Genomic DNA, 13321 nt, shown 5'->3' with positions numbered 1-13321 from the left:
CACTTTAGCTAATGCATCAATAATCTGTTAATGAGAAGGAACCTATTTTTTTTAGTCTTAATTTTTTTCGTACAAAGCCAATTTCTATTTGCCCAACAGCCAGCAATAGAAAGAATAGAACCTTTAAATTGGTGGGTTGGTTTTAAAGATACTTCTTTGCAATTGTTGGTTCATGGCCATCAGATTGCAAATAAAAAGGTCAGTTTAAGCTATGCTGGTGTTAAATTGATCAATATACAAAAGGTAGATAATCCAAACTATCTATTTGTTAACCTTCAGATTTCGCCGGCCACTAAACCTGGTAAATTCAATTTGATTTTTACCCAAGTGGGAGAAAAAACCATCAATTATCCTTACGAATTGAAAAAGCGAACCAATCAAACGCAAGGAGTAACCGATAAAGACTTTATTTATTTAATTATGCCAGACCGTTTTGCCAATGGCGATGAAAGCAATGATCGGATTGCGGGCATGAAAGACAAAACCTTTAGCAGAGATTCCATCTTTTACCGTCATGGGGGCGATCTGCAAGGTATAATCAATAAGTTACCTTATTTGCAAGAACTGGGTGTAACTACACTTTGGTTAAATCCAGTATTGGAAAATGATGAGTATAAAACTTCTTACCATGGTTATGCCAATACAGAAAATTATCAGATCGATCGTCGGTTTGGTAACAATGCATTGTATAAAAAATTGGTCGATGAATGCCACAAGCGTGGAATGAAAATGATCAAAGATTTGGTACACAACCATATCGGAGACCAACATTTTTTATATTTAGATCCACCAGCCAAAAACTGGTTCCATCAATGGCCAAAATACACAGGCACTACTTATAAAGATCAGACCTTGTTTGATCCTTATGCAGCCAGTGCAGATAAAAAATTAATGACTGATGGTTGGTTCGATCGTCACATGCCTGATGTGGACCAGCAAAACCCATTGGTTAAAAAGTACATTACCCAAAGCCATATCTGGTGGGTAGAATATGCAGGTTTAGACGGATTTCGATTAGATACCTATGCCTATAATGATAAGGTATTTATGGCCGAATGGGCAAAGGCCATTACTGCCGAATTTCCAAAATTTACCTTTTTTGGCGAAACTTGGGTAAATGGAACCGCTAATCAGGTATTCTTTACAGCAGGCAATACCGTTAACCAACATTTTGATACAGGTTTACAAGGCGTAACAGACTTTCAAACCTATTTTGCTATTAATGAGACCCTGAATGGGAAATTTGGCTGGACAGATGGTGTAAATAGACTGTATACGGTTTTGGCAAGCGATTACCAATACAAAGACCCTACACGCAATGTATTGTTTTTAGATAACCATGATGTGAGTAGGTTCTACTCGGAAATAAGAGAGGATTTTAATAAATACAAATCGGGTATTATTTTATTGTTTTCTTTACGTGGTATACCACAAATGTATTATGGTACAGAAATCTTAATGAAAAACTATGCCAATCCAGATGGTAAGGTACGAGAGGATTTTCCTGGGGGCTGGGCAGGAGATCAAACCAATAAATTTACACCGGGCGGAAGAACCGAAAAAGAAAACGAAGCTTTCAACTTTGTGAAAAAATTAGCAAATTACCGAAAAAACAATGCAGTTTTGCAAACTGGTAAACTGATGCAATTTGTACCAGAAAAGGGTATTTATGTGTATTTTAGATACAATGCCCAAAAAACGGTAATGGTAGTGATGAATACCAACGAGCAAGCAGAAGAATTGACAACAGCACGTTTTGAAGAAAGGATTGGCAAATACAAAACAGGCCTAAATATCGTTACAGATGAGCAACTACCGCTCAACAAATTGCAGTTAGCTGCCAAAACAACTTATATATTTGAACTACAATAAATAATATGTCTAACCTAAAAGCATGTATTTTTGATCTTGATGGCGTTATCGTAGACACGGCGGTGTACCACTATAAAGCATGGCGAAGATTGGCCAACCAATTGGGATTTGATTTTACAGAAGAACAAAATGAAGAATTAAAAGGCATTAGCAGAATAGAGTCTCTAAAAATTATATTAAATTGGGGTGCTGTTAGTAAAACTGAAGAAGAGATGCAGGAGCTCGCTAGTTTAAAAAATACCTGGTATGTTGAAATGATTACTAAGATGACCCCTAAAGAGATTTTGCCGGGTGCAAAAGAGTTTTTAGAATTGGTAAAGGCCAATCATTATTTAACTGCCTTAGGGTCGGCGAGTAAAAACTCAGAAACTATATTGAATCAAATTGGCCTAACACACCTGTTTGATGCCTTGGTAGATGGAAATAAAGTCACCAAATCTAAACCCGATCCAGAGGTTTTTTTGGTTGGAGCAGCAGAGCTGAATGTTGAACCCAGTGCATGTGTAGTATTTGAAGATGCCATTGCGGGGGTACAAGCTGCTAAAGCAGGATACATGAAAACAGTGGGCATAGGCAATGCAACTGTTTTAAAAGAGGCAGATTTAGTAGTGCCTGGACTATATGAAATGACTATTGAAAAATTGGAGAATTTATAATCGAGAATGAAGAACTATATCAAACATCACGAGTGGCAGATTATCGAAGAAGGATTTGATCCACACTTGAACAAGATCTCTGAAAGTATATTTAGCTTGGGCAACGGCCGAATGGGCCAACGTGCCAACTTTGAAGAAACCTATACTGGCGAAACCTTGCTGGGCAATTATGTGGCTGGAGTGTATTATCCAGATAAAACCCGAGTGGGGTGGTGGAAAAATGGTTATCCAGAGTATTTTGCCAAAATATTGAATGCCACCAACTGGATTGGAATTAATGTTGTGGTAAATGGTGAAGTGTTAGATCTGAATGCTTGTAAAGTGTTGGATTTTAGTCGTGTACTCGATATGCAGCAGGGGACATTGACCCGAAAATTTGTTGTTGAACTTAAGAGCGGGAACGTTCTCGGAGTTGAATCTGTTCGTTTTTGCAGCATTGTTGATGATGAAGCCGGAGCCATTAGCTATACCATCACACCCCATAATTTTGAAGGCAAAATTGAAATAGAAGCCAGTTTAGATGGAGACATTAAAAACCAGGATTCTAATTACGACGAAAAGTTTTGGAACGAAGTGAGTGCCAAACAAGAAGGCAATTTTGCTTTGCTGAATATGGAAACCAAAAAAACTGCTTTTTGGGTAAGTTCAGCTATGCACACAACGATTGCTCAAGATCGTAAAGATTTGGCATTAGCACCAGTTTTTGTATGCAAAGAAAAATATGTTGGCCAACAATTTACGGTCGACGTAAAAAAGGATCAGGCAACAACGATCTATAAGTATGCGGTAAATCTATCTTCAGAGAATTATGCCAAAGCAGAATTAGAAAAAGCCACCATTGCGACTTTAAAAAGAGTAGTAGGTAAAGGATTTGATCAGCTTTTGGATGAACAGACCAAAGCATGGGGCATAAAATGGCAAAATGGCGATGTGGTAATTGAGGGAGATGTTGCAGCACAACAGGCCATCCGTTTTAATATTTTTCAATTGCACCAAACTTATACAGGTGAGGATGCCCGTTTAAATATCGGTCCGAAAGGCTTTACAGGCGAAAAATATGGTGGTTCTACCTATTGGGATACTGAAGCCTATTGTTTGCCTTTTTACCTGGCCACAGCACCGCAACAGGTAGCAGAAAACTTATTGATCTACCGTTACAAACACCTAGAAAAAGCAATAGAAAATGCAGAAAAGCTAGGTTTTGCCAATGGAGCGGCTCTGTATCCAATGGTAACTATTAATGGAGAGGAGTGTCATAATGAGTGGGAAATTACCTTTGAAGAAATTCATAGAAATGGCGCCATTGCCTTTGCTATTTTCAATTACATCCGTTACACTGGCGAGCAAAAATACTTGGGAGAATATGGTTTAGAAGTATTGATTGGTATTGCTCGTTTTTGGGCACAACGCATCAACTGGAGTATAGAGAAAGAAAAATATGTAATGCTTGGCGTTACTGGTCCAAATGAGTACGAGAACAATGTAAACAACAATTGGTACACGAGTACCATTGCCACCTGGTGTTTAAAATATACCATCGAAGCTATTGAGCTCGTTAAGGCAACTGATGCGAAAAGATTAGATGAAATCTTCAACAAAACAAAGTTCGATCAAGGGAAAGAAACTGCACAATGGAAAGAGATCATCGACAAAATGTTTTATCCTGAAGATGAAAAATTAGGTGTTTTCTTACAACAGGATGGGTTTTTAGACAAAGAACAAGTTTTGGTTAAAGATTTACCTGCTGCGGATAGACCATTGAACCAAAAATGGAGCTGGGACAGGATTTTGAGATCGTGCTTTATCAAACAGGCAGATGTTTTACAAGGCATCTATTTCTTTGAAGAAGATTACGATCTGGAAACCATTCGCAGGAACTATGATTTTTATGAGCCACGTACCGTTCACGAAAGTTCTTTATCGCCCTGCGTACACGCCATTATTGCGGCAAAATTGGGAGACCTGGATCGGGCTTATGAGTTTTATCTACGTACGGCTCGTTTAGATCTGGATGATTATAACAATGATACCGAGGATGGTTTACACATTACTTCAATGGCAGGTACTTGGTTAAGTGTGGTTGAAGGTTTTGGAGGGATGCGTATCAAAAATGATCAATTGTACCTTCATCCGGTTTTACCAGAAAAGTGGAAGTCTTATGCCTTTAAAATTGGTTTCAGACAGGCCATTGTTACCGTGAAAGTAGACGGACATGGAGTGACTTTGAAAAATGAGAGCGACAAGGCTTTAGCCCTCACTATTTTTGAGACTACTCATCAATTGGCAGCAAACGAAACCTTAACCATTCATTCTTAAACCATTAACAGTTGAAACGATCATGAGTATCCCATTTAAAAATAAAACACATGCTCATGATCACTTCATTACCGTTGAGCAGCAAACCATATCCTAATGAAACCTGTTATCAAAATAGCATTATCGATGACTCTAGTTTGGAGCTTATCTGCTTGCGTAAGTAAAAATAACCTACAAATGTTAGACCCCAACCAAACCACTACGGAGAAAATTGAAAATAAAAAATTGGTCATTTACCAAACGCTTGTGCGGCATTTTGGTAATCAGAACAATACCAACAAATTTTATGGTTCAATAGCAGAAAATGGAAGTGGAAAATTTAACGACATTACCGACAAAGCTTTAAATGAACTGAAGAAGATGGGGGTTAACTATGTTTGGTATACTGGAGTAATTGAACATGCTACCATGACAGATTATACCAAAGATGGAATTAAAGCAGATGATCCTGATATTGTAAAGGGAAGAGCAGGTTCGCCCTATGCCATTAAAGATTATTATGATGTGGATCCAGATTTGGCTGTGGATGTTAAAAATCGCATGGCAGAATATGAAGCTTTAATTAAACGAACACATGATAGAGGGTTGAAAGTTTTGATGGATTTTATCCCTAACCATGTAGCCAGAACTTATCATTCTGACGTTAAACCAACTAATGTTGTAGATCTGGGCGCAAATGACAATACGAGCAAAAGTTTCGACCCTACAAATGATTTTTATTACATCCCGAATCAGCAATTTGTAGTGCCAGTAGGTTATAACCCAGGGGGCGATGGATTTAAAAGCACATTAAAAGACGGTAGGTTTGAAGAGAATCCTGCCAAGGCCACCGGGAACAATGTATTTAGTCCAAGCCCTAAAATAGACGACTGGTTTGAAACCATTAAATTGAACTATGGTCTGGATATTCAACATAACAACACCAAAAATTTTGTGCCGCAGCCACCAGTTTGGAAAAAGATGAGAGATATTTTAGCTTTTTGGGCGTCAAAAGGCGTAGATGGTTTTAGGTGTGATATGGTAGAAATGGTCCCTGTAGAATTTTGGAGCTGGGCAATTTCAGACCTGAAGAAAAAATATCCACAGTTGATTTTTATTGGCGAAGCTTATGATAGAAATGAATACAAGAATTTCTTGGTAAATGGGAAATTCGATTTCTTATACGATAAAGTTGGACTCTATGATGGCATCAAACGTTTAATGAAAGCCGAAGATAAGGCCACCGTTAAAGATATCAGTACAGTTTGGCAAAAAGAAAGCAATGGTTTTTCACAACACATGTTACGATTTTTAGAAAACCACGATGAAGAACGGATTGCCTCGAAAGGTTTTGCAGGTAATCCTTGGTACGCTGTTCCTGCTATGGTGGTTACCGCAACTTTATCGTCTGGGCCTGTAATGATCTATAACGGACAAGAAGTAGGAGAGCCCGCATTGGGGGCAGAAGGTTTTGGTGGCGATGACAATCGTTCGTCTATTTTTGATTATTGGGGTTTACCGCAACACCAGAAATGGATGAATAAAGGTGCTTTTGATGGTGGTTTATTAAATGAGGATGAAAAAAAGCTGCGCCAGTTTTATAGCAAACTTTTGCAGTTGGTTAACAGTAATGAGGCCATTGCCAAAGGGAATTTTTATGAGCTGTTGCAAGCCAATCAAGGTGCAGAAGGCTTTAACGATAAGGTGTATGCCTATTTAAGATATACCGAAAATAAACGGGTATTGGTATTGGCCAACTTTAACAGAAACGAAACCAAATTAAAAGTAAAATTGCCTAAAGACGTCTTAGCAGCCTTTGACATCGAAGATAAAGCCATTGCGTTTAGAGATTTATTGTCTCAAACTAAATTTTCGACCAATAATATAAACGAAGGTCTGAACATATTTATGCCAGCTACAAGTGCGGTTATACTTGAATTTTAACATTTTGATTAGCTCAGTTAATTATGAGTTGTAAATGAACAGTTAACCAGTTAAACAATTGAGCAATTAACCAATTATGAGAGTTGTAAATGAACAATTAACCAGTTAACCAATTAATCAGTTAAACAATTGAGCAATTAACCAATTAAACAATCAGCCTGTCGAAGACCTAACCAACTAAACTAAACCAACCAATGAACCAACAAACCAAACCAAAACTCTCCTTTTGGAGCATCTTTAACATGAGCTTCGGCTTTTTGGGTATCCAATTCGGTTTTGCCCTACAAGGGGGCTTTATGTCTCGTATCTTTCAAACCTTGGGAGCAAGTCAAGATAGTATCCCTGCATTATGGGTGGCCGCACCCTTAACAGGCCTATTGGTACAACCGATTATTGGTTATTTGAGTGATCGTACTTGGAGCTCAAGATGGGGCCGAAGGAAACCCTTTTTCTTAATCGGGGCTGTATTAAGTACGGTAGTACTATTTTTCTTGCCCAACTCGCCAGTACTTTGGATAGCAGCTGGGTGTTTGTGGGTTTTAGATGCCTCTATTAACATTACAATGGAACCATTTAGAGCTTTGGTAGCAGATAAATTGCCAGATTCGCAACGTTCTTATGGTTTTGTAATGCAAACCTTGATTATTGGCGTAGGTACTTGGGTGGCCAGTAATTTGCCATGGTTGGTTAACCAATTGGGTGTGTCTAACGAAGCCTTACCCGGCATTGTACCTTTATCTGTAAAAATAGCTTTTGCTATTGGAGGGGTAGTTTTCTTAGGATCGGTCTTGTATACCATTTTCACCACTACAGAATATCCGCCAGAAGATTTGGCCGCTTTTAAAAAGGAGAATGAAGAAAGTAAAGGCTTTTTAAATGGTTTCAAAGAAATCTTTTCTAGCATTGGCAAAATGCCAAAAACCATGAAATTATTGGGCGTGATCCAGTTTTTTAGCTGGTTTGCCTTTTTTGCCATGTGGAGTTTGGCCACACCGGCCTTAACCAGTCATGTTTTTCATGCACCAGTTCCGGTAGAAAGTGCATTTAACATGGCCGATGAAAGTTCTAAAGCCTTGTTCATGTCGGCCAGTAAAGCCTATAACGATGCAGCAGATTTAGTGGGCTCTTATATGGGCATGTACGGTTTGTCATCTATGGCTTTTGCATTATTGCTCACCTTTTATGCAGCTAAAAAAAGCATCAATAGAAAATATATTCACATGTTTAGCTTGGTAGCAGGAGGTCTGGGTTTTATTTCTATGTACTTTATCCAAGAGCCTACACAGTTGATCTATTCCTTTATCCTGATCGGAATTTCATGGGGCAGTATCTTATCTATGCCTTATGCCATGTTGTCGAGCGCTATAAATCCTAAAAAAATGGGGATTTATATGGGGATTTTTAATATGTTTATTGTAATTCCGCAAATCATTGCCGCAACAGGAGGTTTAAACTACCTATACCATGTTATTTTTGGTCCTGAGGTAATCAATGCAATGCTGTTGGCAGGTGCTTCGTTAATTATTGGAGGCTTGGCCAACTTTTTGATTACCGATAAGAAGGTGATCACGCATCAAGCAGAAGATACGGAAGTATTGAGTTAAAGGATATCAGCAGCAATTAAAAATTTATGGAAGAAGGAAATAGCAAAGACGAAAAGGAAGTTATCAAAGCCGCAGCATCAGATCATATAGAAGAAGATATCATTCAACACCTTAATAATCCTGTTACTGACCTAAAACCAATTGTAAAACAATACTTAACGGCGGTTAAAGGTGTAAAGAAGGAAGGGAATAAATTTTATTTTTCCGATGGCAATGCCCGTGTAGAAGTGAGGGTGGTGAGTGATGAAATCATCAGGGTGAGATTGGCACCACATGGTGTCTTTTTAGACGATTTTTCTTATGCTGTACCTACTGTAGACCAGAAAGTAACCACATTTAGGCTAGAAGAGCATGACGACGCTTATGCCATTTCTACCAATACCGTAACCTGTAAAGTAAGCAAAGAGGCATTTTTGGTTTCTTTTATAGACAATACTACGGGCATGGTGATGAGCCAAGACACTTCTCCGATGCATTGGGAAGAAAATGTTGAATTTGGTGGATATTATGTTTTTGCCACTAAAGAATGTTTACCCGAAGAAAACTTCTTTGGCTTGGGAGATAAATCGGGCAATCTCAATTTAAGAGGCCGCAAGTTCCAGAATTGGAATACCGATGCCTATTCTTTTGGTTGGGATCAAGATCCTTTGTATCGTACTATTCCTTTTTATGTAGGGATTCAACAAGGAGCTGGCTATGGTATCTTCTTCGACAATACCTTTAGGTCTTATTTCGATTTTGGAAGAGAGAATAACGACAAAACCAGTTTTTGGGCCGATGGGGGAGAATTGCAATATTATTATATCCACGGGCCACACATGATGGATGTGGTAAAACGTTACCAAACCTTAACTGGAACACATAAATTACCACCAAAATGGGCTTTGGGTTACCATCAATGTAGATGGAGCTATTATCCAGAAAAGAAGGTTAAGGAAATTGCAGAAGGCTTTAGATCACGTCAAATTCCTTGCGATGCGATATATCTAGATATCGATTACATGGATGGCTACCGCTGTTTTACCTGGAACAAAAAGTATTTTCCAGATCCTAAAAAAATGATCAAAGAATTGGCCAGCATTGGGATGAAAACTGTGGTAATGATCGATCCTGGTATTAAGGTCGATGATAATTATTGGGTATTTAAAGAAGGAAAAGAAAACAATTATTTCTGTCGACGAAGCGATGATTACTTTATGGAAGGCCATGTTTGGCCGGGTAGATGTCAATTTCCAGATTTTACCAATCCAACGGTTAGGGCATGGTGGGGTGGTTTGTATAAAGAACTGGTAGACCTTGGTGTTGCTGGTGTTTGGAACGATATGAACGAACCAGCAGTTTTTGGTGCTGGCACTTTTCCTAATGATGTAAGACACAATTACGATGGTTATAGAGGTTCGCACCGCAAAGCACACAATGTGTATGGCATGCAAATGGTGCGTTCTACCTACGATGGTTTAAAGAAACTGATGCGCAACAAACGTCCGTTTACCATTACTAGAGCAGGTTATTCGGGTATGCAACGTTACGCCTGTGTATGGACAGGAGACAATGTGGCCACCTGGGAACATTTGAAATTGGGCAATATCCAATGTCAACGCATGTCTGTTTCTGGGGTACCTTTTTGTGGAACAGATATAGGTGGTTTTAGTGGAGAGCCAGATGGCGAATTGTTTACCCGTTGGATCCAATTGGGTACTTTCTCTCCATTTATGCGGGCACACTCTGCTGGCGATACGGCCGAACGTGAACCATGGAGCTTTGGTGAGCCTTTTACCGCCATCAACCGTAAGTTTATTGAGCTGAGGTATCGTTTAATGCCGTACATCTATTCTGTATTTTGGGAGCATCACCGTTATGGTTTCCCTATTTTAAGGCCATTGGCCATGTTAGAGCAAGAGCTGATCAGCAACCATTACCGTCAGGATGAATTTACATTTGGCGATAAAATATTAGTTTGTCCAGTATTAGAACAAGGCGCAGTTTCTAGAATTGTCTATCTACCAAAAGGACAATGGTACAACTTCTGGACCCACGAATTGTTAGATGGAGGCAACGAATACAACATTGCTGCACCATTAGAAGATATGCCACTGTTTGTAAGAGCAGGTTCTGTTATTCCAGAATATCCAGTAATGCAGTATGTAGGCGAGAAACCGATAGACGAAGTTTGGCTAAATGTATATTATGCAGCTTACGAGGTAAACTCTTTCTTGTTTGAAGACCATGGAGATACTTTTGCCTATGAGCAGGATATTTACCTAGAAAAGAAATTTAGTGTAAAAGGCGATGGGAAGAACCTATTTATCCAACAAACCATTGAAGGATTGTATACCCCTAATTACGAGTTGTATGATTACAATGTAATTGGTTTACCATTTCAGGTAAGTAAAATTTATGTAGACGATAAAGAAATTACTGATTTTAATATAGATGAACGTAAACGTTTAAGATTTAAATCGAACAAGAACTTTATGCATATTAAAATTATAGGAGCATAAATCTGAGTTACGTGTTGCAGGTTGTGAGTTAAAGGCCTAGGTCTCCAAACTTATAACCAATAACATACAACCCATAACCCAAAACCTAAAATGGCCAGCACAAAAAAAAGTACCACAGGTAAAACTACCACGGCAGTTAAAAAAGTAAAGGCAAGCAAAAAGGAACAAGTACTTGATACCTATTTGAAAAGCGTTTGGGTCTATAGTTTATTTACCGATTTCGATATCTCCTTATTTCTAAGTGGCAAACATTTCCGTTTGTACGAAAAAATGGGGGCACATTTGTGTACCGTTAACAAAAGCAATGGTACCTATTTTGCCGTTTGGGCACCCAATGCGCAGCAAGTTGCGGTAATGGGCAATTTCAATGCTTGGAATAGAGCTAGTCATCCACTCAATAAAAGATGGGATGCTTCTGGTATTTGGGAGGGATTTATCCCACATGTGGGCAAAGGCGAAGTTTACAAATATTATATCAAAGGCTTTGATGGTAGCGATCTGGAAAAAGGAGATCCCTATGCATTAAGATGGGAGCATCCTCCGCAAAAAGCATCTATTGTTTGGGATACCGCTTATACTTGGAAAGATAAAGCTTGGCTCAACAAAAGACCAAAGCTTAATGCTTTAGATCAACCCATGTCTGTTTACGAGCTACATTTAGGTTCATGGCAACGCGATCCAAGTAATCCAGAACGGGTATTGAGTTATGGAGAAATAGCCAAAAGCTTAGTTCCTTATATTTTAGAGATGGGCTTTACGCATGTAGAGTTAATGCCCATTATGGAATATCCTTACTACCCATCTTGGGGATATCAGATTACAGGATATTTTGCGGCCAGTTCCAGACATGGCGCTCCACAAGATTTGATGTACTTGATTGAACAATTGCACCAAAACAACATTGCGGTAATTTTAGATTGGGTACCCTCACATTTCCCGGGAGATGCCAATGGGCTATTCAATTTTGATGGCACCCATTTGTTTGAACATGCCGATATGCGCAAAGGCTTCCATCCAGATTGGAAATCATACATCTTTAATTACGATCGGAATGAAGTGCGTTCATTTTTGATCAGCAATGCCCTGTTTTGGTTAGATCAATACCATGCCGATGGTTTGCGTGTAGATGCGGTAGCTTCTATGCTGTATTTTGATTTCTCGAGAACAGCAGAAGAAGCAGGGACGAATGAATATGGAGGCAGTGAGAATTTAGGTGCCATCCAGTTTCTTAAAGACCTGAACGAAGCTGTATATGGCAATTATAAAGGAGTACAAACCATTGCCGAAGAAAGCAGCACGTTTGATGGCGTAACTAGACCCGTATATGCTGGAGGTTTAGGTTTTGGCATGAAATGGATGATGGGTTGGATGAACGATACCTTAAAGTATTTTAAAAACGATCCGATCAACAGGAAACACCATCATCATCAGTTGACCTTTAGCATGACCTATGCTTTTACCGAAAACTTTATGTTGCCCTTTTCGCACGATGAGGTTGTACATGGTAAATCGTCAATGATCTATAAAATGCCCGGTGATGAATGGCAGAAATTTGCCAATCTGCGTACCTTGTATGCCTATATGTTTACACATCCGGGTACCAAACTGCTCTTTATGGGTAATGAGTTTGCACAAACCAATGAGTGGAATTTTACAGAATCTTTAAATTGGGATTTATTGCAATATCCACCCCATGCAGGCATGCAAGAATTGATTAAGGCCTTAAATCTGTTGTACCGCAAAGAACCTGCTTTGTACAAATATAATTTCTCTTACGAAGGTTTTGAATGGATAGAGGCCGATAACGCCGATAGTTCGGTATTTATATATGCCAGAAAATCTGACAAAGCAAAAGATACTTTAGTGGTGGTACTTAACCTTACGCCAGTTTATAGAACCAATTTTAGGATAGGTATACCAGTAAAAGGTAAATGGAAAGAAATTTTCAATACCGATTCAACCACATTCTATGGAAGTGGAAAACTGAACACAGGGGTATTGCCAACTGAAAATATTCCGCAAAACAACCAGAAACAATCTATTCTAATTAATATTCCACCTTTAGGGGTTTGTATATTTAAAAAGGGCGTGTGAAAAAGAGAGAATTTACATTTAACAAGAACGAAAAAGGAGAGTGGTACCTAGATTTGCCCGAATGGAGTGGTGATCCAGAAGACCTGCAAATGGTAGAAGGTGCAGACCAATGGTTAGACCTAGTTAGTAAAAGTGGAACAAAAACTAAGCTCTTAATGTCCGATCAGAATTTTACTGACGCAGAGGTGCTTACCTTATTACGTGTTAGGGAAGAAAACCTTGGTGGTGGCGGAATTTATTATCTTGAAACTTATCAAAATGAAAAAGTAGAACTGAAAATTTGGTTGTGCGAAATAACAAGATTTGTTTTCAAAGACTTGCCACAGAAAATCTATTTTTCAATCCCATAAAATCA

Annotated in this window: 8 protein-coding genes; all 8 read left to right on the top strand. The window is 38.7% G+C overall.

What is annotated here, in order from left to right:
• Nucleotides 1-30: 30 nt before the first annotated feature.
• Entirely contained in the window at nucleotides 31-1872 is a 1842-nt protein-coding gene (locus AQF98_RS02035; RefSeq protein ID WP_055130250.1) for a glycoside hydrolase family 13 protein, read from the top strand.
• Between the two features lie 5 nt (nucleotides 1873-1877).
• A complete protein-coding gene (pgmB, locus tag AQF98_RS02030; RefSeq protein WP_055130249.1) occupies nucleotides 1878-2528 on the top strand; it encodes a beta-phosphoglucomutase in 651 nt (216 codons plus the stop codon).
• 6 nt (nucleotides 2529-2534) lie between these two features.
• Nucleotides 2535-4844 carry a glycoside hydrolase family 65 protein gene (locus tag AQF98_RS02025; protein WP_055130248.1) on the top strand — a complete coding sequence of 770 codons (2310 nt, stop codon included), beginning with the start codon at nucleotides 2535-2537 and terminating at the stop codon, nucleotides 4842-4844.
• A 96-nt stretch (nucleotides 4845-4940) separates the two neighbouring features.
• Complete coding sequence (locus tag AQF98_RS02020; RefSeq protein ID WP_055130247.1) at nucleotides 4941-6767, top strand: alpha-amylase family glycosyl hydrolase; 1827 nt, start codon at nucleotides 4941-4943, stop codon at nucleotides 6765-6767.
• A gap of 194 nt (nucleotides 6768-6961) precedes the next feature.
• Nucleotides 6962-8371 (top strand): MFS transporter, encoded by a 1410-nt coding sequence (locus tag AQF98_RS02015; RefSeq protein WP_055130246.1) that lies wholly within the window; start codon nucleotides 6962-6964, stop codon nucleotides 8369-8371.
• Nucleotides 8372-8397: 26 nt separating this feature from the next.
• The gene (locus AQF98_RS02010; protein WP_055130245.1) at nucleotides 8398-10872 is read left to right on the top strand and encodes a glycoside hydrolase family 31 protein; all 2475 of its coding nucleotides are present in this window, start codon (nucleotides 8398-8400) and stop codon (nucleotides 10870-10872) included.
• A gap of 90 nt (nucleotides 10873-10962) precedes the next feature.
• Nucleotides 10963-12966, top strand: a complete 2004-nt coding sequence (glgB, locus tag AQF98_RS02005; RefSeq protein ID WP_082434871.1) for a 1,4-alpha-glucan branching protein GlgB — start codon at nucleotides 10963-10965, stop codon at nucleotides 12964-12966.
• The gene (locus tag AQF98_RS02000; protein ID WP_055130244.1) at nucleotides 12963-13316 is read left to right on the top strand and encodes a DUF6717 family protein; all 354 of its coding nucleotides are present in this window, start codon (nucleotides 12963-12965) and stop codon (nucleotides 13314-13316) included. Before glgB ends, AQF98_RS02000 begins: the two co-directional genes overlap by 4 nt.
• Nucleotides 13317-13321: the final 5 nt, after the last annotated feature.

The sequence above is a fragment of the Pedobacter sp. Hv1 genome, assembly GCF_001412215.1.
GTDB lineage: Bacteria > Bacteroidota > Bacteroidia > Sphingobacteriales > Sphingobacteriaceae > Pedobacter.
The sequence above is the reverse complement of the archived record's forward strand: the minus strand, read 5'-3'. Positions and strand labels throughout refer to the sequence as shown.

What these genes read in the sequence shown, in the direction of transcription:
- AQF98_RS02035 (WP_055130250.1), top strand. Translation starts at nt 31, where the DNA reads ATGAGAAGGAACCTATTTTTTTTAGTCTTAATTTTTTTCGTACAAAGC.
- pgmB (WP_055130249.1), top strand. Translation starts at nt 1,878, where the DNA reads ATGTCTAACCTAAAAGCATGTATTTTTGATCTTGATGGCGTTATCGTA.
- AQF98_RS02025 (WP_055130248.1), top strand. Translation starts at nt 2,535, where the DNA reads ATGAAGAACTATATCAAACATCACGAGTGGCAGATTATCGAAGAAGGA.
- AQF98_RS02020 (WP_055130247.1), top strand. Translation starts at nt 4,941, where the DNA reads ATGAAACCTGTTATCAAAATAGCATTATCGATGACTCTAGTTTGGAGC.
- AQF98_RS02015 (WP_055130246.1), top strand. Translation starts at nt 6,962, where the DNA reads ATGAACCAACAAACCAAACCAAAACTCTCCTTTTGGAGCATCTTTAAC.
- AQF98_RS02010 (WP_055130245.1), top strand. Translation starts at nt 8,398, where the DNA reads ATGGAAGAAGGAAATAGCAAAGACGAAAAGGAAGTTATCAAAGCCGCA.
- glgB (WP_082434871.1), top strand. Translation starts at nt 10,963, where the DNA reads ATGGCCAGCACAAAAAAAAGTACCACAGGTAAAACTACCACGGCAGTT.